Source organism: Aeromonas sp. Marseille-Q7275 (genome assembly GCF_965119515.1).
Genome location: NZ_CBCPLW010000006.1, coordinates 20,252 through 42,816 on the forward strand (window position 1 = coordinate 20,252; position 22,565 = coordinate 42,816).

Here is a 22,565-nt window from a genome sequence, read left to right on the forward strand (position 1 = left end):
CACGTCCAACTCACTTTCATACCACTCTCCTTGCGGCATACCAGGAGGCGAGCGCTCCGCACACCGGCGCCAGCAAGAGCGCCGTGACGGCGTGCAAGGGGGCGGCCTCGAAGGCGAGGCGCCAGCCAAAGGCGCGGGGGTTCACCACTTCAATCAGCACCCAGGCGAGGCCATAGCCCACCGGCAGGGCCAGGAGCGCCGTGAGCAGCCCCAATCCCGCCCCCTGCCACACCAGCAGGCGGCGGCAGTGGCGGGGGCCAATCCCTAGGCTCTGCAAGGTCAGCAACTCGCCGCGCCTGGCCAGCCCCAGCACCATAAAGGCCGAGCCGATGCCGACAAAGGCGATCCCCAAAATCAGCAGTTTCAATAGCTCGGTCACCACAAAGGTCTGATCGAACACCTTGAGCGCCGCGGCGTGGATGGCGGGGGCGGGCAACAGGTTCACCCGTTCGCCAAGGCGCGAGCGCAGCCGATCGCCGAGGCGCTCGGGGTCTGGGCTGAAGAGGGCGAGGGATTGTACCGCGCCCCCTTCGAAGGCGTGCAGTATCTGCCCCTTGTCGCTGCCGTAATCCTGATAGACCCCGGTGACGGTGAGTCGCCTTGGCCCCCCTTCGCTCGTTACATCAAGTATCTGGCCCACCCTGACCCCGAGGCGCACCGTGAGCGGTTCGCTCGCCAGCACCTCGTCGGGCGTTGCGGGCCAGCGTCCGACCAGCAGCGGGTAGGCGGCCTTGAGCTCGGGGATAAAGTCCATCTGCGCCCACTCGATGGGGTGTCCCTGCCAGCGGGCGGGGAGCACGGCGCGGCGCGAGGCGGCGCTCAGCTGCGGCTCGGCGAGGATGGCGGTCAGGGTCTGCTCGCTCAGCTGGCCTCTGCTGCCTGCCACCCCCTTGGGGGCGCTGACATAGAGATCGGCGGCGAGCCGCTGGCCGAGCCAGATCTCCACGCTCGAGCGAAAGCTCGACACCATGACCCCGATGCCGATGGCCGCGGCGATGGCCAGTTGCAGCGCCATCACGGCGATGGCGGTGCGATCCAGATGGTATTGGGTCTCGGCCACCCCGAGCCGGACGCTGAGGGAGCCGTGCCCGCGCAGCCGCCCCAGCAGCGCGCGCAGGGCATCGGGCAGGGCGAGGGCCATGGCGAGCAGCCAGCCCCCGGCCACGAAGAGGGCGCCCCCCAGGCCGGTCTGCGGCAACAGGAGGCAGAGGGCGCAGAGCAGCAGTATGGCGATGGCGAGCAGGCGTCTGCGCCAGGGATAAACCGGCGGGCGGCTGTTGCCTTCCCGCAGTTCAAGAGGGGATTGGCGCAGCAACTGCCACCAGCCGGGGAGGTTGGCGGCAAGGGTGCCAGCCAGGCCTATCAGCAGCGCCTTGATGAGGCTTGCGGGGGAGAGGCGCAGCAGGTCGATGGGATTGGGGCCATAGAGATCTGCCAGCGCCTGGGTGAGCTGCCCCATGAGGGCCAGCGCCAAGAGGCTGCCGAGCAGCAGCCCGAGCAGGGTGCCTAGGGTGGCGAGGATGGAGAGCTCCAGGGCCAGCCAGCGGAGCACCCGGCTTGGCGGCATGCCGAGGATGATGAGCTGGGCGAGCTGGGGGCGGCGCACGCTCTGCACGAAGCGCTGGGCGTTGAACACCAGAAACAATCCCACCGCCATGGCGAGCAGGGAGAGGGCGCTGAGGTTGAGGGCCAGGGCATCCCCGAGCTGGCTGGCATCGAGGGCCGGGCTGATGGGCTCGAGCCATAAGGGCTGAGCGGGGAACTCGGCTCCCTGCGCGGCCTGCAAGGCTTTTTGCAAGGTATTGGCCTGCGCATCGCTCAGCTTGAAGACGATGCGATCCAGCCTTCCGGCCTTGCCAAGCAGCGATTGAGCGAGACCGATGTCGGTCACCAGCAGCCGCTCCATGGGAACGGCGCCTGGCTCGAAGGTGCCTGCCAGGGTGAGGGTTAGGGGGCGCTGCCCCTCATCGCCCAGCATAAAGGCCCGCGACTGCCCCGGTTGCCAGTCAAGGCGCCTTGCCTCGGGGGCCGAGAGCCAGACGCTGTCGGCGCGGCTCAGGGTGAAGTCGGGCTCGCGCCCCGGTTGCTCGCCAAAGAGTCGGCGCAAGGGGCCTGGGTTGAAGAGATCCATCCCCAGCAACTGGAAGCTGCGTCCCTGCTCGTCCTTGAGCCAGGCGTGCAGCTCTGGCATGGCGTCAAGCTCCGGCTGGCTTCGCACCAGCGTCACATAGAGCTGCTCATCCAGCCCGCCCTGGGGGGCCAGGCGGTAGTTCGCTTCCCCCGCAAGCTGGCTGCGGGCGGCGACGAAGTTGGTGCGGGCGCTGTGGTTCAAGAGCTCGATGGCCACCACCAGGGTGACCCCCAGCATAAGCCCCGCCAGGCTCATCAGCAGCAGCCAGGGGTGGGCGCGATAGAGGCGCAGCAGCGCCTTCAGCGGCAGCATGGATCATCCTTGCGGCTTGCGTCACCCATGGGGTCTGCCCTCGAGCAGCTGCCCCCCTTCCAGGCGCAGCACCCGATCCGCCAGGGCGCCATAGCCCGGGTTGTGGCTCACCAGCAGGAGGCCGGCGCCGGTATCGCGCACCGCCGCCATCATCAGCCCCATCACCTGCTCGGCGTTGTGCTCGTCGAGACTCCCGGTGGGCTCGTCTGCCAGCAGCCAGGTTGGCTGGTGAACCAGGGCCCGGGCCAGGGCCACCCGCTGGCGCTGGCCGCCGGAGAGCTGCTCAGGCCAGGCGTGGCGCTTGTGGCTCATGCCAAGGCGCTCCAGCAGGGCATCGAGGCGCGCCATGTCCCGGGGCAGGTGGTTTATCTCCAGGGGCAGGCAGAGATTTTCCAGCACTGTGAGGGTCGGCAGCAGGTTGAAGTCCTGATAGACGATGCCAAAATGCCGGCCCCGCAAACGGGCCCGCTCGTCCGGGGACTGGGTGTCGAGCCGGGTCTCTCCCAGCCAGATCTCCCCCTCGTCCGGGGCGATGAGACCGGCGATGAGGTTGAGCAGGGTGGACTTGCCACAGCCGCTCTGCCCCAGCAGCAGACAGGTTTCCCCCGGGGCGAGCTTGAGATCCAGCCCCTCAAACAGGGGGAGCGTCTCGCCGCCGCTGGCGAAGCGTTTACTGAGGTTGCGCAGGTTCAGCATGGGATAACCGGTTGATGGCCAATGGCTTTCACAATGTCAGTCACTATGCCAGTTAGTGATCGCGCCTGCAAAAGGGATGAGGATCCTTGCTGGATCCCGCTCGCCAGAGGTGGTTAGAATAGGGGCTTCCATGGGTCACAGGATGAGCAAGGATGTTACACAAGCAAGTCAGTTTTATCGTCGACAGCAAGGGGGCCAAGCAGGCTGCCGTAGTCCCCATCGATATCTACAACGAGCTGATGACCCTGCAAAAGGCGCTCTCCGACAACAAGCCCGGCGAGCGCGAGCTCTATCACTTCAACGGCAAGGGTGCCGAGGCCCATGGTTATCCGGTGGGCAAGCGGCAGAACCCCGGCTTCATGGTGCAGGCGGGCTCCACCGCCAACGGGGAGGATGCCGCCTCCCTGCGCGAGGCGGTGATCGAGCTGCGCCAGGAGCTGCTGGCCAAGGGGGTGCTCATCCCCCGGGCCGAGGGGGGCTTCGTGTTCGGCGCCGATCAGCTGTTCAACAGCCCGAGCCTGGCCGCCAGCCTGGTAGCTGGCAACAACAGAAGCGGGCTGGATGCCTGGCAAAACAGCGCAGGCTACACCCTCAAGCAGTCCGGTTTTGGCAAAAAATCCCCCTGATATCCCCTGAGCCACGCCGCCTGCCCGGTCGAGGCGGGCGGCTCGACCTGCGGACAGGGATGAGGGTGACTTCCCTGTCCGCTGCTAGCCTCAATGCCAGACGGTTCTCAAGAGACGCGCACCCATGTCTGGATCCTCACGCCTTGCCCCCTTGTCCGGGCTCTGCCTGTTCTGCGGCCCCGCCCTGGCCGAAGGCCCCCTCGCCCTGACCCACAGCGGCGTCGGCGTATTCGCCCTCGTCGTCTTCGTGCTCGCCTACCTCCTGGTGATGGCCGAAGAGTACCTGAAGCTGCGAAAATCCAAGCCGGTGCTGATCGCCGCTGGCATCATCTGGATAGCCATTGGCGTCGTCTATGCGGACGCGGGGCAGAGCCCCCTGGCCCACGAGGGGTTTCGGCAGAACCTGCTGGAATACGGGGAGCTGATGCTGTTCCTGCTGGTGGCCATGACCTACATCAACGCCATGGAGGACAGGCTGCTGTTTGCCGCCCTGCGCGCCCGCCTGGTGCGGGCCGGGCTCAGCCTGCGCACCCTGTTCTGGCTTACCGGGTTGCTGGCCTTCTTCATCTCCCCCGTGGTGGACAACCTCACCACGGCGCTCCTGATGTGCACTGTGGTGCTCAATGTGGCCAACGAGGATCGCCGTTTCATCAACCTTGCCTGCATCAACATAGTGGTGGCGGCCAATGCCGGCGGCGCCTTCAGCCCCTTTGGCGACATCACCACCCTGATGGTGTGGCAGGCGGGCAAGGTACCCTTCGGCCAGTTCTTCGCGCTCTTCATCCCCGCCCTGCTCAACTTCCTGATCCCGGCCCTCCTGATGAGCCTGATGGTGCCACGCCATGCCCCCAGGGTGCTGGACGAGGAGGTGACCCTCAGGCGCGGGGCCGTCGTCATAGTGCTGCTCTTCCTCCTCACCATAGGCACCGCCGTCGCCTGCCATCACTTCCTGCACCTGCCCCCGGTGCTCGGCATGATGACGGGGCTCGGCTATCTGCAGTTTTTCGGCTTCTACCTGCGCAAGACCCAGCCAGGTGCCCTGGCGCGGGAGCGCGCCCTCTATGAGCGCACCGGCGACGAGGCGCGGCTGCTGCGCCTCGGCTCCATAGTGCCGTTCGATGTGTTCAACAAGATTGCCAAGGCCGAGTGGGACACCCTGCTCTTCTTCTACGGGGTGGTGATGTGCGTCGGCGGGCTCGGCTTCATGGGGTATCTGGCGCTGGCGTCCCAGCTCCTCTATCAGGGGGATCCGACCCAGGCCAATGTGCTCATCGGCCTGCTCTCCTCCGTCATCGACAACATTCCCGTGATGTTCGCCGTGCTGTCGATGGAGCCGCAGATGTCGACCGGGCAGTGGCTGCTGGTGACCCTGACCACTGGAGTGGGGGGCAGCCTGCTCTCCATCGGCTCCGCCGCCGGGGTGGCCCTGATGGGGCAGGCCAGGGGCATGTACACCTTCCTCGGTCACCTCAAGTGGTTGCCTGCCATTTTGCTTGGCTATATGGTCAGCATAGGGGCGCATCTGTGGCTCAACCGCGCCCTGTTCTGAGCACCATGGACACAGCAGGGGAAAGGACGATGGGACAACTGTTCGAGGCGCTCTCGCCGCGCCATGTGGCCTTTATCGAGGCGCAGAAGATCTATTTTGTCGGCACGGCGGCGAGAGAGGGCACGGTCAACCTCTCTCCCAAGGGCGGGGATTCGTTACGCATTCTCGATGCCCATACCCTGGCCTGGCTCAACCTGACCGGCAGCGGCAACGAGTCGGCGGCCCATGTGTTGCAGAACCCGCGCATGACGGTGATGTTCTGCGCCTTCGAGGGGGCGCCCATGATAGTGCGGGCCTATGGTCAGGCGCGGGTGCTGCACCGGGGCGATCCGGACTGGGAGACGGCGCTGGCACGCTTCCCGGCCAGCGTGGCGGCCCGCCAGATCTTCCTGCTCGACATTGAGCGGGTCCAGACCTCCTGCGGCATGTCGGTGCCCCTGTTTGACTATCAGGGGGACAGGGAGGATCTCGCCAACTGGTCGGCGCGCCAGGGCAAGGAGGGCATAGAGGCCTACTGGCGCAAGAAGAACCAGCTGAGCCTGGATGGCGTGGAGAGCGAGATTCTGGCTCGCAGCGGCTTGGAGGCCGATGCCTGAGGGCCGCGCCCCTGATGCAAAAAGCCCTGTCCGGTGGACAGGGCTTTTTCGTGTCGGCATAACGGTGAGCCGAAGGGATCGTCAGGCCGCCCTGGCACGCTTGCCGGTGAGCAGCCAGTAGCAGAGCGCCGAACTCAGGCCACAGGCGGCGATGGCGATGGCCATGGGCAGCGGCGACTCGGGGGGATTGAGGTTGACCAGTATGCCCACCACGGCGCCTATGCCAAAGCGCAGTGTGCCCGCGAGCGCCGAGGCGGTGCCCGCCGACTGGGGGAAGTGGCCCATCAGGCCCGTCATGGCGTTGGCCCCCACCAGGCTGATGTGGCCGACGAAGAGCACCACTGGGATGACGATGCCCCACAGGCCCCCGGTCTGGCTCCAGGCGTTGTAGATGAGCAGGGCCCCGGCCAGCGGCAGCACCGTCAGGCCGTACTGCAGCATGCGCTCGGCGCCCACCCCCTTCACCAGCCGGCTGTTGACGAAGGTGACCACCATCATCAGCAGGATGTTGAGGCCAAAGAGCCAGCCGTAGTGCTCGGTCGGTACCTTGAAATACTCGATATAGACATAAGGGGAGGCACTCAGGAAGGCGAACATGCCCGAGCTCGACAGGGCGCCGCACAGCACATAGCCCATGGCGCCGCGGTGGGAGAGCACGCCCCAGTAGTTGCGCAGCACCTGGCCGAGCTTGAGGGGCTGTTTGTGTTCGGGTTTGAGGGTCTCCTCTATCTTCCACTGCATCACCACGCAGATGAGCAGGCTGATCCCCACCAGCAGCCAGAAGATCACCCGCCAGTCAGCATGAGCGCTGATGTAGCCGCCCACCACGGGGGCTACCAGGGGGGCCAGCGTCATCACCAGGATGACGAAGGACATGGCTCGCGAAAACGCATCCTTCTCGAACAGATCCCGCAGCAGGGCATTGACCACCACGGATCCCGCCGCCCCGCCGGCGGCCTGCAGCATGCGCCAGGCCAGCAGCTCCGGCAGGGAGTCCGCCAGGGCGCAGCCCACCGAGGCCACGGCGAACATGGAGAGGCCCGCCAGGATCACCGGCTTGCGGCCGAAGCTGTCGGCGAGCGGCCCGTAGAACAGCTGGCCGATGGCGAAGCCGCCGAGGAAGGCGCTGATGGTGAGCTGGGCCCCGTCTATGCTGGTGGCCAGATCCCGGGCGATGGCCGGAATGGCGGGCAGGTACATGTCCACCGCGAGCGGGGTCAGGCCCGCCAGGGCGCCGAGCAGGATGAACAGGAAGCGGGGAGAGAGGGTCGTGGCTTGAGGCATAGGGTATCCGAGTCGTGGCAGGGCCGGGAAAAAGGGGCAAGTGCTGAGTCTATCAGCTTTGGCAGGCTTGGGCAGGTCTATCCTGCCCCGGGCCCAGAGGTCAGATCTGCGACGGACTCAGCGCACCGGACGCCTTGCCCTGTGGTGGCACAGAAGCAGCAGCCAGCCCAGCCACCCGAGCAGGGAGAGGGCATTGCCTGCCCGCTCGGGCCAGCGCGCCGTCAGTCTGAGGGTGAGGTTGTGGCTGCCCGCCGGCACCCAGAGCTGCATCAGGCCCTGGGGGTTGGCACCCACCGTCAGCATCAGGTGCTCGTCGAGCCAGGCCTGCCAGCCGGGGTAATCATACTGGTGCAGGACCAGCCGGGTCGGCACGGCCGCCGTCACCGCCAGAGTCAGGGCCCTTGGCTGCCAGCGGTGCACTGTCCAGCTGGCGCCCGGGGGCTCGGCGCTCACCGGGGGCTGGAACTCGTCCTTCCAGGCGAGCAGGGTGGGGGCGAACATGCCCCCCGGCACCTGTCTTGGCCTGTACTCCCGGGCGCTGCGCTTGCTGTCGAACTCGAGGGCCATGGCCTCCCGGGTGGGGGCCTGGGTGAGGGGGGCGTGGCGCACATAGGCCAGGGTGGAGAGGAGGGTCAGCAGCAGCATGCCCCACCAGAGCCACTGCCAGGGGCGGTGAGTGGGGGTGCCGAGCGCCACCACGGCGATGGTGGCCAGGGTGAGGATGAGATTGAGCCGCCAGGGAAACTGTACCCGTTGCAGGGGGGGCAACAGGCTCCAGAGGGGCTGGCTCACGGGCAGCATCATCAGGAAGGCGGCGACGCCGATCGCCCCCCAGCACAGCAGCTCGGGGTGGCGCGGCTCGCGGGCGGCGGCCCAGGCGATGAGCAGCAGGGCCAGGGTCAGCAGGCTCTGCCACGCCAGGTGGCCGCGAAAGCGCCAGTCCCCCCAGCCCGAGGGCAAACGGTCGAGGAAGTTGCGCCGAAAGTCGAACATGCCGCCGCGCATCAGCTCCATGGAGATGGCCCCCTGATCCGCCAGGGCGGGCAGCAGCAGGGCCGCCGCCATACAGAGCCCCAGCCCCTGGGCCCCCAGGGCTATCCAGCAGGGCGCCAGGGTGCGGGATCGCCAGGCGAACCAGAGGGCACGCACGCTGACCAGCCCCATCATCAGCAGCAGGCTCGGCAGGTGGGAGAAGGCCAGCAGCGCCAGCCCCAGGATCAGCAGAGGCAGGCCCTGGCGCAGGCCGCGATGGGCGAGATCCTGGCCAAGCAGGATCAGCGGCGCCCAGGCGAAGGCCCAGAACTCCGCCAGGGCGAAGCGGGCATAGAGATCCATGGCCAGGTGATAGGGCAGGATCAGGTAGAGCAGGCTGACCGCCAGGGCCCGGCCAGGGGGCGTGGTGGCGCGCAGCCACAGATAGGCGAACGTGCCCGAGAGCAGCAGCGCCAGGGTGGCGCTCCCGAGCAGGGGGTAGATGGCCTGCTGGGCGGGGGCACCTGGGCCGGCAAAGAGGGCGCTGACATAGTAGGGGAGCGGGGGATAGAAGAAGAAGGTGGGGCTGCCAAAGCCGCCATTCATGGCCATCAGCCAGCGGGGATAGAGCTCCCCCTGCCACAGCTGGCGGGCAAAGTAGTGGCCGGAGAGCAGGTGGTGGAACAGATCGTGCCCCTGAGTGCCCCCCTGCAGCCAGACAGGCAGCACCAGGAGCGCACTGGCCAGCGCCAGAACCAGGGGCACCAGTGCCCACTCCTTGCCTCCCTTCATGCATCCTCCCCCTGCCACGCCCATGCGCAGTGAGTGTAGACGAGTCAGCTGACGCAGCGACGCGTTTGGGCCAGATGTCAGCGCGGGATGGCGAGCCAGAGGCCGGGTTCGGCGCCAAAGCGGGGGGCAAACCAGTGCCCCTGGTGGGGGAGCGGCATCTCGCTCTGCGCTATGGGGCGGCGGCTGAGGCGGCAGGCCCCCTGGGTGAGCGCAAGGGCGGCATCCCCCTGATACCAGCCGTCCGTCACCGGCAGTGTCGTGGTTTCCCTAAGCAGCCTCACTCCCCACTGGGTCACCAGGGCCGAACACGCCTGCTCGGCCAGCCGGGCGGCCTGCACCATGGCGGGCGGCGCTGGCGCTGTGAGTGTGGTGCAGAGCAGCAACAGGGCTCCCAGCATGGCAGGGCGCTCGCCCCATTGGGGCAGCCTGCCCGCCAGCAGCACTATGCCGAGCAGGGTAATGGGCGCCAGATGGCGGGGATTGTCCGGGTTCTGGCCAAACAGGGTCCAGAGCAGCAGGGCGAGCCAGTAGAGGGTCCAGAGCGGGGAGAGGGCGGCAGTCTGGCCCTTTGACCGCTGCCAGAGTGGCAGCAGGAGCAAGGCTCCCATCAATAGGGGCCAGAGCGGGGTCAGTTGATCATTGAAGGTGCGCGCCCAGCTCAGCAGCCGATCCCCGTGGGCCGCCGCCGTGTTGCCCCAGAGGGTGAAGTGGCCGTCGGTAAAGCGTCGCCCCTCGGCAAAATAGGCCCAGCCATCGGCCTGCCAGACAAAGAGCAGGCTGGAAAATCCTACCAGCGCAATGGGGAGTATAAATCTGAGTCGTTCCCTCTTGTGTTGCATCCCGAGCCAAAGCGGCAGCAATGCCAGCACGAAATAGGAGGGGCGCAGCGCCAGCAGCAATCCAAGCAGCAGACCCGCCAGCGCGATTTTGCGATGCTGCAAGGCCAGCAGCGCCCCGAGCCAGGCGGCCAGCGCCGGTCCGTCCGAGAGGCCGGAGAGCGCCAGAGTCGGGGTGAGCGGCAGAGCCAGCACCAGCAGCCAGACCGGCGCCAGCAGGTTTGGCCGTTGCCATAGTTTCACCGCCAACAAGGCGGCGAGGGGCGCTATCAGCGCTGTGCCGAGCAGGCTGGCCCACTGCACCGCGCGGGCCGGGTCGTCTACCGCGAGGTTGATGAGCCGCGCCAGCCAGATAAAGGCGGGGTAGCCCGGAAAGTGGGGAGAGAACTCCAGCACGCTGAAGCGCACTACCCCGTGGGCAAAGTTCAGGGCATCGTCGGAATCGAGCGCCACCGGGAAGGTCAGCAGCCAGCCGAGCCAAGCCAGTTGCAGCAGGATCAGCAAGCAGGGTCGATTAGCGAAGCGTAATCGGCCGTGGAAATGCCCCCCTTCTCCCCTTGCGGGAGAAGGGTCGGGGATGAGGGGGGCCGCCGTCATCGATGGGAGGTCATCAAAGTGCGTAGGGTGGGTAGAGCGAAGCGAAACTCACCGTTTGTCACAGCGAGATGGCGCAATGCTTGGCGGGTAGCCATCAAAGCGGCGCCAGCACGGCCATCAGCGCTTTTTCGGCATCGCTAAAGGCGGCGGCATCGGCGGGCTTGGCGCCCACCCCGAATACCCCCGGGTTGCCGATGGCGTCCAGCACCCTGGCCAGCGCCTGTTCGGCCGCCTTGCGATCCCCTTCATTGAGGGAGGGGAGGATCAAGTCGAGGAAGCGCTTGCTCTTGACCACCAGCACCTTGGCGGTTTGGTAGTCGCCAAGGTTCTGAGCCGCCCCTTCGAGGCGGCGCTCGATCTCCGCCTTGTAGGCGCGGTTGAGCAGGGCGGCGGTGGCGGCAGCATCTTTCCCCTTGATGGCGGCGGCCAGGGGCGCTTGCAGCTCCACCTTGTGGTGCTGTTCCAGATAGGTCAGCTCGTCGGCAATCTCGCTCAAGGTGGCGCTGGCATCCTTGCCATCAGTGGCGGCGCCCAGCAGCGCCTCGCGGGCGTCGATCAGCGGCTCCTTGCCGGCGGCGGCGTAGGAGTAAGCCTGCGCCTGACCGCTCAGGGCCAGCAGCAGGGTGAGGGCAAGCAAACCCGGGCGTATGGTCATCCTGTTCTCCTTGTTGATTTGTCCTGACGGCATGGCGCCAGTCCTGATGAGTTGGACCCCACCCCGATCCTCCCCTTGTCAGGGGAGGGCGTTTTACCTTCCCCCTTTCGAAGGGGGAGGCCGGGAGGGGTTGTTCCTGTTGCTACGCCACGCTCTGGGTCTCGATGACGGTATTTTCGTTGCGATGGTTATAGATGGCGTGGCGTCTGTCCACCCCGTCGATCACCATGTCCGCGGCCATCATCCCCATCTCCATGGCGGTGTCGGTGAAGATATAGCGGAATGTCCCCTGACGGCCGGTCATGATGAGGTTGGCTATCGGCATCAGCGCCTGGATGGCGTCGTTGCGGCGGGCCTGATAGCCGAGATCCATCAGCGGATAGGCGTACTCGCTGCGCGCCTCGAAGGTCTCGTCGCCAAGTTTGGCGGTATCGACCCCGAGGCTCGCGAGATCGGCTGTCACCCGGCCCCGCAGATCGGCGAGCGGCGCCTGCCAGGTGGCATCCCCCGGGTTGCAGGGGATCTCCAGCATCACCGAGCTCTGGCCTTCTGGCGCCATAAAGGGGCTGCGGCGGCGCGGCTCCTGCAGGCGGGTGGCCAGAATATGGGGGTCGGAGAGGTACTGCCAGGTGTTGTCCGACAGGTTCTCCTGTTTGAGGGGCATATTGACGAAGCGCAGGGATCGGTAGTGCAGATCGCAGGGCAAGCCCAGATGCTGGCAGGTGAGCGGCAGCGGCAGGGTGGAGATCACCTGATCGAAGTGCTCGCTCTGCTCAATACCTTCTTGTTGCCAGTACACTCGCTCGATGCGGCCATCAGCCTGCTCGAGGCGGGTGATGGTGGCGCCGGTCTTGAGCTCAACCCCTTCGGCCACCAGCCGCTCCCCCAGGGTGGTGAAGATCTGGCCAAAACCGTATTTGGGGTAGCGATACTTGCGGGCATAGGTGCGCACCGAGAGGTTGCCCTTGCGCCTTGGCAGCAGGCGGCGCGCCACGTCTTTCAAATCGATCAGGCTGATGCGCTGACCGGCCCAGTCGGCGGAGAGCTGGTCAGGGTTGATACCCCACAGCTTGCCGGTGTAGCCCTCGAAGAACTGGCGGTAGAGGGTGCGGCCGAAGTGGCTCTGGATCCACTCGGCAAAGCTCGCCTTGGCAAAGTCGGTGGGCTTCTTGGCAAAGGGCAACAGCAGCAAGTCCTTCACCGCACCAGCCATCAGCGGCAGCGGGGCCGTCTTGAGCAGGTTCGGCAGGTTCAGGGGGTAGTCATAGGTGCGCCCGCCAAAGCGGATCACGCTCTTTCGCTCGGCGTGGAGCAGATCGTCCCCCATCAGCTCGTCGATAAAGGCGAGCAGCTCGGGGTTCTTGGTGATGAAGCGGTGACCACCGTAGTCGAAGCGATAGTCGCCATCGCGCCCCTTGAAGGTCTGGGTGGCGCACATGCCGCCCACCACGCTCTCCTGCTCGAACAGGGTGACCGCAAAACCGGCCTGGCAGAGGCGCCAGGCGGCCATCAGACCGGCGGGCCCGGCACCCAGTACCGCAATCTTCTTCTTGTTGTTGTCGCTCATGAGTGTTCCGACACTGCTTGATAGATAAGGGAGCCGCGCCAGGGCGCGGCTCCCGAATGGGGTTGCAACCGCGGGTTTATCCCTGCGCCCGAGGGCGATAGCTGCGATGCCAGAGGGTGACGAAGATGGCCAGATAGGCGGCCCAGGTCAGCAACTGCAGGCCGGCCGGCGAGGCATTGTAGCCAAACAGGGCGCGCAGGAAGGTGCCGAAGACCCCCTGATCGTCGAGGATGTGGCTGATGTTGAACACCGGCGTGGTCCAGAAGGTGATGATGTCTGCCGCCTGCAACATGTTGACGGCGGACGACAGCAGCCCCGCGGCGATGATGATGATGAGCAGCCCGGTCCAGCGGAAGAAGGGGGCCAGCGCCACCTTGCGGGTGGAGCGCAGCAGCCCCCACACCAGCACCACGGAGACCAGTAGCCCCGCCAGCGCCCCCATCAGTCCCTCGTGCAGATCCACCCCTTGCCCTGAGTAGACCAGGGCGGAGAAGAAGAGCACGGTTTCAAAGCCTTCGCGCATCACCGCCAGGAAGGCGAGCAGCACCAGACCGAACAGGTTGCCGCCGTCGATGGCGGCATCGATGCGCGCCGTCATGGCCCCCACCTGGGATTTGGCCTGCTTCTGCATCCAGATTGCCATATAGGTGAGCACCAGGGTGGCGAAGATGAGGATCCCCGCCATCAGGAGGTGGTTGTAGCGCTCGCTCTCGAACTGGCTCACCACCACCTGGAACAGGAAGGCGACCACAAGGGAGGCGACGAGGCCCAGCCCCACCCCCAGATAGATGAGCTTGTTGTAGCGGCTCGCCCCCAGCTTGGCGAGGTAGGAGAGGCAGATGCCCACCAGCAGGAAGGCTTCCAGCCCCTCGCGCAGGGTAATGAGAAAACTTGCAAACATCAGGTTTGAGGCTCCGTATCGGGCGTAACGGGGAGGGGCTGCAGGGTCAGTTGCAGCCGATTGAGTTGCACTATGGGTGGCGCCGGCAAGCTTGGCTCGGCGGCGCGCACCGCATCACTGACCCACTTGGGGTAGGTGCGGAAATTGAGTCTGATATCGGCCTTGAAGGGCCCTTGGGCATCCGCTGGCAGCGGCCAGGCTTCATCGCGCCAGCCATCGGCCGGAATGCGGGTATCTTCCAGCAGTTTGGCGTAGCGCCAGAACTTGAGCCCCACCGGCTTGCCCTCGGCATCGCCGAACACTTTTCTGAACAGGCGCGCATCCTCGGGCACGGCGCCGTCCACCGGCTGGCCGCTTGCAAGCACCACCTTGCCGCTGGCGTCGGTGACGGTCAGCTCCAGCCAGAGTTCACGGAAATCGGCGACCCCGGTGGGCAGGGCGTGGCCCGCACCGACGTTGGCGACCCGCACCACCAGTTGCTGGTTATCGGCAGCCCCTTCGATACGGGCCGAGAGGGTGGCGCTTGAGCGCAAGAGCGCCAGGCTCTCCTGCTCGAGCGCGGGATTGCGCAGCCCCACCAGCTGGTGCTGGGCGCCGGTAAAGTTGTGGCGATAGAGCCGCGCCTTCATGGTGCCGTTCTCGGTGGACTGGCCCGCCACCGGCGCGCCGCCATTGCCGGGCTCCGGGTTCATATGGCAGTCGATGCAGGTACGCCGCCTGGCGGGATCCTCCGCCTTGGCGAAGCTGGAGTTCTCCCACTCATCCCAGGTGTTGACGATATTGGCGCCGGTGCCCGGGGCAAACTCGTTGTGACACGACTTGCACAGGGCCGCATCGCGGTAGAAATCCTTCTGGTAGGAAGCCTTGTGCATGGCGGGGCGCGCGTTGATCTGCCGCTCGGCCAGCCAGTGCTTGAGGCTGCCGCCTGGGGCATCCTCGAACACATAGCTCTCTCTGTCTTTGAGGTTCACCGTAAAGGCGCTGTTGCCGCCGGCGTCTTCGAGCCTGGTGATGCGATGACAGAGCACGCAGCTTGTGCCTTCCTCTACCACGGGCTCGCCTTTCTGATGAGCGGCAATCAGCGAGGCACCGCCCTGCTCGAACATGTGGGAGCCCTTGGGCATATCCTGCCGGCCGTTCATCACCTGCTGGGGCATGTGGCAGCCCTGGCACCACTGGCCGAACGCCTCGCCTTCTGTCTCGCGGGCCAGCGCCTGCACCACCTTGTAGTAGGGGTGGGAGTTGCCCATCAACCGGTGGTTGCTCTCGCTCCAGTCCGCAAACGCCTCTTGGTGGCAATTCTGGCAGGAGGCGGAGTTGAGCCACTCCTTGGGATGGGTGGTCGGCGCCTTGGCGGGATCCCTGCGCGGGGCATCGAGCCGCAGCCAGTTGGCGAGATAGGGGAGGTTGCCATCGGCGGTCACGAAGGCGTGCAGGTCTTCCATCATCGCCTTCACCTCGGGTTGGGGCCTGGCGGGGTCAACCGCCTCGGCACCATCACGGGTGTCATGGCCCATGCCGCCCTGGGTCTGCTGGGTCATGTGCAGGTACTCGCCGACGAAGTCTCCCGCCACCATGTTGGCGAGGTTGGCGTGGCCGTTGATGGCGTTGTCGCCGCTCTTCTGCCGATGGGCGGCCATCAGATGGCGGTTGGTGAAGTTGAACCCGTCCAGATGGCAGGAGTTGCAGCTCATCCAGTTGTCCCCGGCCATGGGGAAGCGGCTGTTGGCGGCGGTATTACCCAGGTTGAACAACCGCTCGCCGCGCTTGAGCGCTTCGGGACGGGGATCCGTCTCCACCAGTTTGGCGAAGTGGGGCAGATCGACGGTGACTCGGGCGAAGGGGCCATTGCCCCCTGAGCTGAGGCGGGTGAGATCCTGCCCCATGACGTTGTGCACCAGGATATGGTCGCCATCGATCAGCAGATCGCGCGGATTCTGGCCCGGCAGGTGGCGCAGCAACTGGGTCGCCTTGGCGCCCCCCTGAAACTTCTTGCGGCGGTGACGGTTGCTGTTGGATTTGCCGCTGCGCGACAGGTCGAACACCAGCAGATCCTCCGAGCCCGCCAGGGTCAGATAGACCCGCTTGCCGTCGGCGGCGAAGCGCGCCGCGAACGGGTTGGAGACGATCTGGCTGCGGTTGCCGACGCTGGGCAGATTGATCTGCAAGAAGAGCTGCTTGCGCTCGTCTACTCGTTCAGTGATGCGCTCACTCTCCTCATCGAGATCTATGATGGAGACGGCCGGGAAGACGGTGCTCTGGAACTGGAAGGGGTGGTCGAAGCTCCAGAGCACGTGAGGCAGCCAGGCTTCACTGCCATCGGGGGAGAGGGCGATGCCGTCCAGCAGGCGCGGCAGACCCTGGGAGTCGCTTGGCGTGTCGCTGTGGGTCTCCGCCAGGGTAATGAGCTTGGGCTTGGGCAGGACGGTCTCGGGCTGGGAGGCGCCCTTGGCGCCGTGGCCAAGCTTGGCGAGATCATAGATGGCGAGCTGGCCTGTCATGGCGTGGGTGAGCAGCAGGCGATCGTCGTCGGTCAGGGCAAGCCCGCGGGGCGTCTCGGCAGTCTCTGCATCCAGCTGGAGCTTGCCCGCGCTGTCATAGGCCTGCAGACGACCCGATTCGAACAGGCTGACCCAGAACCACTGCCGCTTGGGATCGAAGATGACCCCATAAGGGCGATGGCCGGTGGGGATCGCCTTTTCCAGGGTGAGATCATCATCCAGCAGCAGCAGGCGATCGCCGCCGTAGTCGGTGACCAGCAGGGTGCCGTCATCGGCCCGGGCAAGCTGGCGCAGATCGCCCCCCAGCTGCACCTCTTTCAGCCGTTTGCCGCTCTGGCGTTCAAGCAGGGTGACGGAGCCGGCGCCCTGGTTGGCCACCAGCAGGCGAGGAGTGTCGCCCTCGTCATAGGGGATCATGGCCGCGCCCATCTCCTGGGCCGAGGCGGTCCCCAGCAGCAGGGCGGCGAACATCAGGGAGAACAACCACTTCAACATAAGATCAGGCACGCCATTTCAAGATGGTCCAGCGCCAGGCGTGACGCAGCACCAGGGGCGTCAACGCGAGCGCGCTCAGCCAGTGGGCCCAGCTGGCAAGGTTGCCGAGGCTATCCCCCGGGGTGCCGTGCAGCACCAGCAGTAATCCGCTGGCGAGACAGATCAGCAGCAGGGCTTCGATGATGCGACCCGTGGTGCGCAAGAAAGGTTTGCGGCTCTTGTTCAGCAGGCTGCGATGGGAGAGCCAGAAGGCGCCAAACAGCAGGGGAAACAGGGAGAGCGAGAGCATCACATGGAGAAACAGGTTCCAGCGCGCCAGGGACCAGACCGGGGTCAGGGGTTCCCACAGCAGCAGGCCGGAGAAGAACATCAGGTAGAGGGAGCCCTCGGCGGCCTGATGGTGATAGGCCAGCCATTGCCAGAGGTGTCGCGGTGAGAGGGAAAGGCTTGTCATAGGTGCTCCAGCACCCGGGCGGTTCGGCCCGGGGCGAGCAAGTTTACAATGGGGTAAGGGTAATGAAAAGAGTTATCAATTCGGCCGCTGATGAATAGATCCTGAATGAAATCAGGACCGGGTCACTTGTGATCCGCCAGCCGCTCCGTGATGGCGTAGATGAGGGCGGCGGTGGAGAAGGCCAGGAAGACGATGACAGACCACTTCATCTCTGTCTCGTTGCCGGTGCCGTCTTCCAGGAAGGCCTTGAGCACCTCGATGCCGGCTATGGTGACCAGGGAGTTGATGACGATGAGTTTGAGGGAGGCGAAGTTGATCTTGCTGAGCCAGTTGTCCCCCAGGGCCGCCCGCTGCTCCGGGGTCTTGATGAACTGCACATAGCCGCAGATGGCCACCAGGATCAGCATCTGGGCCACCAGCACGAAGTCCACCAGGGTGAGCACCCCTGTGATGAGATCCAGATAGTCGATCTCGATGATGTCGCGGCACAGCACATAGAGCTGCATGGCGAACTTCACCATCAAGAGGGCAACGCAGATAAGGATGCAGACATAGAAGGGGAACATCATCAGCCGGCTGCCGTTGAGCATGACGTTGAAGCGGCGCATGGGGACTCCATCGAGAGGGAAGCGAATGGCAGCCAGAATATCTGGAAAGAGGGGGGCGGGAAAGCGCCATGGCGCTTCCCCGCCCGTTCAGAGGGGGAAGGGGGGGAGATCTCGAAACAGCCGCTGCAATCCCTCGCCCCAGGCCTTGCGCAGGGCCAGGAAGTGGGGGTTCTGCTCTGTGATGCGGTGCAGGTGTGCCGCCGAGAAGCTCCCCTCGGGATAGACCAGGGCGTCCAGGGGCAAACCCACCGACAGGTTGCTGCGCAGGGTCGAGTCGATGGAGATGAGGGCGCACTGCATTGCGGTCTGGAGCGGCGTCTCGTACTGGATGATGCGATCTATGATGGGCTTGCCGTACTTGCTTTCACCAATCTGGAAGTAGGGGGTGTCGGCGCTCGCCTCGATGAAGTTGCCCTCCGGATAGATGTGGAACAGGCGGTGGCGCTCCCCCCGGATCTGCCCCCCCAGCAGTATGTTGCAGCCGAAGTTGACATGCCCCTGCTGCTGGCCCCCATCCCGGCTGATGACGGTGCGTATGGTCTGGCCGATGAGGGCCGCGACCTCGTAGAGGCTTGGGAGGCTGAGCAGACCCGTCCCCTCCGTCAGCAGGCTGATGACACTCTGGGTGGTGGCCAGATTGCCGGCGCTTTGCAGCACTATCACCCTGTCCTCCTGGGTGAAGAGGTGCAGCTTGCGGAAGGTGGCGATGTGATCCACCCCCGCATTGGTGCGCGAGTCTGAGGCGAAGACGATGCCATCTTGCAGGCACATGGCGACGCAATAGGTCATGGCCGCCCTCCCGCCAGCGCTTCCCGGGCCCTCATTGCTGCTGCCCATCCAGGCGGGTGACCCGCGCCTGGCTCTGCAACTGCTCGCAGCCGCCACCGTAGCGCACCCCGCGCACCGGGCAGGCATCCAGATAATCCATGCCGACCGCGAGCTTGAGGTGCTCGCTGGCGGAGCAGGTGAGGTTGGTGACATCGAAGGTGTGCCAGCGCCCCTCGATCCACACCTCGGCCCAGGCGTGCATCGCCACGTGGCTGCTGTCCTGGCTGTAGAGGTAACCGCTCACGTACCTGGCCGGCAGGCCGGCATGGCGGCAGCAGGCCAGGAACACATGGGTGTGGTCCTGACAGACGCCGCTGCCCGAGGCGAGGGCCTCGTCGGCGCTGAAGGTGGCGTCCGTGCTGCCGGGCTGATAGGGCATCAGCACCAGGATGCGTGCCATCAGCCCCTGTAGGTCGGTCAGGGTGGGCTCCTCTGGCAGACAGGCCTGCGCGAGATCCCGCAGGGCCGGGGTCGGATTGGTGAGGGCGGTGGGCCTCAGGTAGCTCAGGGGGGAGATGAGGGAGTGCTCCTCATCGTCCTGGGCGTCGTCGCAGATCTCCACCTCGCCACGGGCGCGGATGAGGATCCCCTCGTGGGGGGACTCCAGGCTCAGCACGTGCAGTATGTTGCCGTAACCGTCCGTGGTGCAGGTGGCCTCCCCGGGCAACTCCAGCTGCCAGGAGAGGATCTGCTGGCGGGCCGTGCTGTGGGGAGTCAGGCGCAGGTACTGGGTGCTGCGGCGCACCACGTCGGCATAGTGGTAGCGGGTCTGGTGATCGATGATGAGTCTCATAATACCTCCAGGTAGGCGGCGTGGATGCTCTGGCCGATGGCGCCGATGTCGCTGAGAAAGTCCCTCAGGTACGCCTGCATGCCGAGGGCGAACACATCCTCGATGGCGCCATAGGTCAGATGGGCGTTGAGTATGGTGGTGAGGCGCCGGGGCGCCTGGCCGGCGTTCCCTTCGATCTGGGCCAGGATGTGCTCCATCTCGTCGAGGCAGGCGCGCAGGGAGCGCGGCACTTCGTTGCGCAGGATCAGCAGCTCGGCGATGGAGGCGTGGGAGAGGGTCTTGTAGAGGGTCTGGTGCGCCTCGTAGGCCCCCACCGAGCGCAGCAGGGCGTTCCAGCGGTAGAACTCGCGCACGCTGTCCTCGTCCTCCCGGATCACCTGATACTTCACGGTCAGGATGCGCGCCGTGTTGTCGGCCCGCTCGATGAAGGTGCCAAGGCGCAGGAACCAGAGCACGTCCCCGCGCATCATGGTGCCATAGGTGGCGCCGCGAAACTGATGGGATCGCTCCTTGATCCAGTCGAAGAACTCCTGGGCCTGGCCGCTGGAAAGCCCCGCCTTGCGGCGCCTGCGGATCTCTATCCAGGCAGCGTTGATGCTCTCCCACACCTCTCCCGGGATCTTGCCGCGCACCCCGTGGGCATTGTCCCTGGCCATGCGCAGGCAGCTGAAGATGCTGCTCGGGTTCTCCTCGTCGAAACAGAAAAATTGCAGCAGGTTCTCCATGTTCACCTGGCCGTAGCGGGCCAGGAAGGGCTCGTGGGTGCCGCTGATGGTGAGAGGGGCCACCAGCTCGCTGTGATCGGCGTCGATGGAGGGCATCAGCGACATGGTCTGGGTGACGTCCAGCATGCGGGCCGTGTTCTCCGCCCGCTCCAGGTGGCGGGACATCCAGTAGAGTTCGCTTGCGGTGCGGCTCAGCATGGGTTGCCCTCCATGACCCAGGTGTCCTTGGTGCCGCCGCCCTGGGAGGAGTTGACCACCAGGGAGCCTTCGGTGAGGGCGACCCGGGTCAGGCCGCCCGGCACCAGGCGCAGCTCCTGTCCGGTGAGGACGAAGGGGCGCAGGTCGATGTGGCGGGGAGCGATACCCGCCTCGACGAAGGTGGGGCAGGTGGAGAGGGAGAGCGTCGGCTGGGCGATGTAGTTGTCGGGCCTGGCCTTGAGCAACTCGCGAAAACGGGCCAGCTCCTCGCGACTGGCGCAGGTGCCGATCAGCATGCCGTAGCCGCCGGCGCCATGGACCTCCTTGACCACCAGTTCCTCCAGGTGCGCCAGCACATAGGCCAGGGCATCGGGTTCCCGGCACTGCCAGGTGGGGACGTTGTTGAGGATGGGCTCCTCTCCCAGATAGAAGCGGATCATCTCCGGCACATAGGGGTAGATGGACTTGTCATCCGCCACCCCGGTGCCGATGGCGTTGGCCAGCACCACGCCGCCGGCGCGGTAGACAGAGAGCAGGCCGGGTACGCCGATGAGGGAGCCCGGGTTGAAGGCGAGGGGATCCAGGTAGTCGTCGTCGATGCGGCGATAGATGACATCCACCCTTTTCAGCCCAGTAGTGGTGCGCATCAGCACCTGACCATCCTTGACCACCAGATCCGCGCTCTCCACCAGCTCCACCCCCATCTGCTGGGCGAGGAAGCTGTGCTCGAAGTAGGCGCTGTTGAAGCGTCCCGGGGTCATCACCACCACGCAGGGGTTGTCCACCGGGCTGCTCTCGCGCAGGGTCTGGAGCAAGAGAGCCGGGTAGCGCTCCACCGGCGCTATGGGCTGGTTGTGAAACAGCTCAGGGAAGAGGCGCATCATCATCTTGCGGTTCTCCAGCATGTAGGAGACCCCGGAGGGGGTGCGCAGGTTGTCCTCCAGCACGTAGTAGTCGCCGTCGCTGTTGCGGATGATGTCGACCCCTGTGATATGGACATAGGTATTGCGGTGCAGGTCGACCCCCTGCATACAGGGCTGGTACTGGGCGTTGGTGAGGATCTGGGCGGCCGGGATCACCCCCGCCTTCAGGATGCGCTGATCGTGATAGATGTCGTGCAGGAAGGCGTTGAGGGCGGTGACGCGCTGGCGGATCCCCTTGTCCAGATGCTGCCACTCCCGGGCGGGGATGATGCGGGGAATGCTGTCGAACGGGATGAGACGTTCGGCGCCGTCCCCGTCCCCATAGACGTTGAAGGTGATGCCGACCCGGTGAAACAGCAGATCGGCCTCCTCACGCTTGCGTTCTATGCTCTTCTCGTCGGTCTGGTGCAGCCACGCCAGGTAGGCGTGGTAGTGATCGCGAAACTGGTTGTCGGCGAGCAACATCTCGTCGTAGCAACCGGGTCCGGGCGGCTTGATGGGCAGCATAGGCAACTCCTTGTGACGTCCCTGAGATCAGGAATTGCAAGGGCTGTGCCAGTCAACTGAGTCGCTACGAAGGCCGATGTCAGTAATTTTATACTGATAAATCAGAGAGATGAGTGTGTTGTCATCAAGGGGGAAAGGATGCTGCACCAGACTGGTACCCCAGAGAGGGTATGCCTGCGCCATCTTGTGGCAGCGCCCTCAGGCGCAATGAGAGGAAACGGGCAGGGAGGGGTGGCCGCGCTGCTTCGCCTTGCCCCGTGCTGGGGCAGTAGAAACGGAAAAGCCCAGTCCTGAGACTGGGCTTTAGAAGATGGCTCCCTCGACAGGACTTGAACCTGTGACATACGGATTAACAGTCCGCCGTTCTACCGACTGAACTACGAGGGAATTGGCTCCTCCTACTGGACTTGAACCAGTGACATACGGATTAACAGTCCGCCGTTCTACCGACTGAACTAAGGAGGAATTGCCTGTCTCGTCGAGACGGAGCGGATATTAATGATCCCCCGGACGGGTGTCAACCCGCCATGCCACGGAAAAAGGGCTTTTCGGCCCGTTTGCCCAAAACTTGGACGCTGTGGACTATTTTCAGCACAATCAGCAGCTTGAGATGCCCTGCCTGCGGCCACGGTGGAGCTGGCCGTGAAGGCGCACCCCGGTCTGGATGAGGCGCGGCAATGGATTAGCCGATCATGGAGGGGGGTGATGCCTATCGGCGATAAGTCCCTTGTCGATGGGCTTGTCTCTGAGCTGATGGGCAGGGGATGCGGGGAAGAGGCAGGTTCGCGATGAGCAGAGAGCCGAAGGGATGTCTGGGATAATTGGCGATATACCCATTGTCGATGGGCTTGCCTCTGAGGTGATGGGGGGAGGCGGGAAAGAGGCTGGCTCGCGATGAGCAGAGAGCGGAAGGGATGGCTGGGAAAATCGGCGATATGCGAGCTATCGATGACAATAATGCGGGGTAATGGCCATTTCTTGATCCTGCCCATCGAATTATCGGGCCGGCTCGGGTATGG

The 22,565-nt window shown here is 65.3% G+C and carries 18 protein-coding genes and 2 tRNA genes; 3 read left to right on the forward strand and 17 right to left on the reverse strand.

What is annotated here, in order from left to right; genetic code table 11:
- Positions 1–16: 16 nt before the first annotated feature.
- On the reverse strand, positions 17–2,443 hold the full coding sequence (locus ACWPWQ_RS07435) for an FtsX-like permease family protein (protein ID WP_454009439.1): 2,427 nt from the start codon (positions 2,441–2,443) through the stop codon (positions 17–19).
- 21 nt (positions 2,444–2,464) lie between these two features.
- The gene (locus ACWPWQ_RS07440) at positions 2,465–3,139 is read right to left on the reverse strand and encodes an ABC transporter ATP-binding protein (protein ID WP_202045183.1); all 675 of its coding nucleotides are present in this window, start codon (positions 3,137–3,139) and stop codon (positions 2,465–2,467) included.
- 152 nt (positions 3,140–3,291) lie between these two features.
- Here ACWPWQ_RS07440 and ACWPWQ_RS07445 point away from each other — a divergent pair, with 152 nt between their 5' ends.
- The 3 genes from ACWPWQ_RS07445 to ACWPWQ_RS07455 all read left to right on the forward strand — a co-directional run bounded on the left by ACWPWQ_RS07445 (position 3,292) and on the right by ACWPWQ_RS07455 (position 5,910).
- Positions 3,292–3,765 carry a DUF4357 domain-containing protein gene (locus ACWPWQ_RS07445; RefSeq protein WP_139436092.1) on the forward strand — a complete coding sequence of 158 codons (474 nt, stop codon included), beginning with the start codon at positions 3,292–3,294 and terminating at the stop codon, positions 3,763–3,765.
- Between the two features lie 124 nt (positions 3,766–3,889).
- Positions 3,890–5,314: a sodium:proton antiporter NhaD gene (gene nhaD, locus ACWPWQ_RS07450; RefSeq protein WP_454009440.1), complete on the forward strand. Its 1,425-nt coding sequence runs from the start codon at positions 3,890–3,892 to the stop codon at positions 5,312–5,314.
- A gap of 29 nt (positions 5,315–5,343) precedes the next feature.
- Positions 5,344–5,910: a pyridoxamine 5'-phosphate oxidase family protein gene (locus ACWPWQ_RS07455; RefSeq protein WP_247626697.1), complete on the forward strand. Its 567-nt coding sequence runs from the start codon at positions 5,344–5,346 to the stop codon at positions 5,908–5,910.
- A gap of 81 nt (positions 5,911–5,991) precedes the next feature.
- Here the strand turns inward: ACWPWQ_RS07455 and ACWPWQ_RS07460 are convergent, their stop codons facing one another.
- From ACWPWQ_RS07460 to ACWPWQ_RS07530, 15 genes are all read right to left on the reverse strand, one after another.
- Complete coding sequence (locus ACWPWQ_RS07460) at positions 5,992–7,194, reverse strand: Bcr/CflA family multidrug efflux MFS transporter (protein ID WP_247626696.1); 1,203 nt, start codon at positions 7,192–7,194, stop codon at positions 5,992–5,994.
- 117 nt (positions 7,195–7,311) lie between these two features.
- The gene (locus ACWPWQ_RS07465; RefSeq protein WP_429107937.1) at positions 7,312–8,958 is read right to left on the reverse strand and encodes a hypothetical protein; all 1,647 of its coding nucleotides are present in this window, start codon (positions 8,956–8,958) and stop codon (positions 7,312–7,314) included.
- A 77-nt stretch (positions 8,959–9,035) separates the two neighbouring features.
- Positions 9,036–10,298 (reverse strand): hypothetical protein, encoded by a 1,263-nt coding sequence (locus tag ACWPWQ_RS07470; RefSeq protein WP_454009441.1) that lies wholly within the window; start codon positions 10,296–10,298, stop codon positions 9,036–9,038.
- A gap of 187 nt (positions 10,299–10,485) precedes the next feature.
- Complete coding sequence (locus tag ACWPWQ_RS07475) at positions 10,486–11,046, reverse strand: hypothetical protein (RefSeq protein WP_454009526.1); 561 nt, start codon at positions 11,044–11,046, stop codon at positions 10,486–10,488.
- Between the two features lie 142 nt (positions 11,047–11,188).
- A complete protein-coding gene (locus tag ACWPWQ_RS07480) occupies positions 11,189–12,613 on the reverse strand; it encodes an NAD(P)/FAD-dependent oxidoreductase (RefSeq protein ID WP_454009442.1) in 1,425 nt (474 codons plus the stop codon).
- 76 nt (positions 12,614–12,689) lie between these two features.
- A complete protein-coding gene (locus ACWPWQ_RS07485) occupies positions 12,690–13,514 on the reverse strand; it encodes an FTR1 family iron permease (protein WP_454009443.1) in 825 nt (274 codons plus the stop codon).
- Positions 13,514–16,510: a YncE family protein gene (locus ACWPWQ_RS07490; protein ID WP_454009444.1), complete on the reverse strand. Its 2,997-nt coding sequence runs from the start codon at positions 16,508–16,510 to the stop codon at positions 13,514–13,516. Before ACWPWQ_RS07490 ends, ACWPWQ_RS07485 begins: the two co-directional genes overlap by 1 nt.
- Positions 16,511–16,514: 4 nt before the next feature.
- A complete protein-coding gene (locus tag ACWPWQ_RS07495; protein ID WP_454009445.1) occupies positions 16,515–16,964 on the reverse strand; it encodes a hypothetical protein in 450 nt (149 codons plus the stop codon).
- Positions 16,965–17,086: 122 nt separating this feature from the next.
- Entirely contained in the window at positions 17,087–17,572 is a 486-nt protein-coding gene (locus ACWPWQ_RS07500; RefSeq protein ID WP_139436110.1) for a YqhA family protein, read from the reverse strand.
- A gap of 87 nt (positions 17,573–17,659) precedes the next feature.
- On the reverse strand, positions 17,660–18,361 hold the full coding sequence (locus ACWPWQ_RS07505; protein ID WP_454009446.1) for a peptidase: 702 nt from the start codon (positions 18,359–18,361) through the stop codon (positions 17,660–17,662).
- Between the two features lie 31 nt (positions 18,362–18,392).
- The gene (locus ACWPWQ_RS07510) at positions 18,393–19,193 is read right to left on the reverse strand and encodes a transglutaminase family protein (protein WP_454009447.1); all 801 of its coding nucleotides are present in this window, start codon (positions 19,191–19,193) and stop codon (positions 18,393–18,395) included.
- Positions 19,190–20,116, reverse strand: coding sequence for an alpha-E domain-containing protein (locus ACWPWQ_RS07515; RefSeq protein WP_247626688.1), 927 nt, complete (start codon positions 20,114–20,116; stop codon positions 19,190–19,192). Before ACWPWQ_RS07515 ends, ACWPWQ_RS07510 begins: the two co-directional genes overlap by 4 nt.
- Positions 20,110–21,546: a circularly permuted type 2 ATP-grasp protein gene (locus ACWPWQ_RS07520; protein ID WP_454009448.1), complete on the reverse strand. Its 1,437-nt coding sequence runs from the start codon at positions 21,544–21,546 to the stop codon at positions 20,110–20,112. The genes ACWPWQ_RS07515 and ACWPWQ_RS07520 overlap by 7 nt, the downstream gene beginning before the upstream one ends.
- Positions 21,547–21,857: 311 nt before the next feature.
- A tRNA-Asn gene (locus tag ACWPWQ_RS07525) sits at positions 21,858–21,933 on the reverse strand.
- Positions 21,934–21,935: 2 nt separating this feature from the next.
- Positions 21,936–22,011 (reverse strand) — tRNA-Asn (locus ACWPWQ_RS07530).
- Between the last annotated feature and the right edge of the window lie 554 nt (positions 22,012–22,565).

Coding starts and splice junctions, on each gene's coding strand:
- ACWPWQ_RS07455 (WP_247626697.1), top strand. CDS start 5,344: ATGGGACAACTGTTCGAGGCGCTCTCGCCGCGCCATGTGGCCTTTATC.
- ACWPWQ_RS07520 (WP_454009448.1), bottom strand. CDS start 21,546: ATGCTGCCCATCAAGCCGCCCGGACCCGGTTGCTACGACGAGATGTTG.
- nhaD (WP_454009440.1), top strand. CDS start 3,890: ATGTCTGGATCCTCACGCCTTGCCCCCTTGTCCGGGCTCTGCCTGTTC.
- ACWPWQ_RS07515 (WP_247626688.1), bottom strand. CDS start 20,116: ATGCTGAGCCGCACCGCAAGCGAACTCTACTGGATGTCCCGCCACCTG.
- ACWPWQ_RS07485 (WP_454009443.1), bottom strand. CDS start 13,514: ATGTTTGCAAGTTTTCTCATTACCCTGCGCGAGGGGCTGGAAGCCTTC.
- ACWPWQ_RS07505 (WP_454009446.1), bottom strand. CDS start 18,361: ATGACCTATTGCGTCGCCATGTGCCTGCAAGATGGCATCGTCTTCGCC.
- ACWPWQ_RS07445 (WP_139436092.1), top strand. CDS start 3,292: ATGTTACACAAGCAAGTCAGTTTTATCGTCGACAGCAAGGGGGCCAAG.
- ACWPWQ_RS07495 (WP_454009445.1), bottom strand. CDS start 16,964: ATGACAAGCCTTTCCCTCTCACCGCGACACCTCTGGCAATGGCTGGCC.
- ACWPWQ_RS07435 (WP_454009439.1), bottom strand. CDS start 2,443: ATGCTGCCGCTGAAGGCGCTGCTGCGCCTCTATCGCGCCCACCCCTGG.
- ACWPWQ_RS07480 (WP_454009442.1), bottom strand. CDS start 12,613: ATGAGCGACAACAACAAGAAGAAGATTGCGGTACTGGGTGCCGGGCCC.
- ACWPWQ_RS07500 (WP_139436110.1), bottom strand. CDS start 17,572: ATGCGCCGCTTCAACGTCATGCTCAACGGCAGCCGGCTGATGATGTTC.
- ACWPWQ_RS07460 (WP_247626696.1), bottom strand. CDS start 7,194: ATGCCTCAAGCCACGACCCTCTCTCCCCGCTTCCTGTTCATCCTGCTC.
- ACWPWQ_RS07475 (WP_454009526.1), bottom strand. CDS start 11,046: ATGACCATACGCCCGGGTTTGCTTGCCCTCACCCTGCTGCTGGCCCTG.
- ACWPWQ_RS07465 (WP_429107937.1), bottom strand. CDS start 8,958: ATGAAGGGAGGCAAGGAGTGGGCACTGGTGCCCCTGGTTCTGGCGCTG.
- ACWPWQ_RS07510 (WP_454009447.1), bottom strand. CDS start 19,193: ATGAGACTCATCATCGATCACCAGACCCGCTACCACTATGCCGACGTG.
- ACWPWQ_RS07440 (WP_202045183.1), bottom strand. CDS start 3,139: ATGCTGAACCTGCGCAACCTCAGTAAACGCTTCGCCAGCGGCGGCGAG.
- ACWPWQ_RS07490 (WP_454009444.1), bottom strand. CDS start 16,510: ATGTTGAAGTGGTTGTTCTCCCTGATGTTCGCCGCCCTGCTGCTGGGG.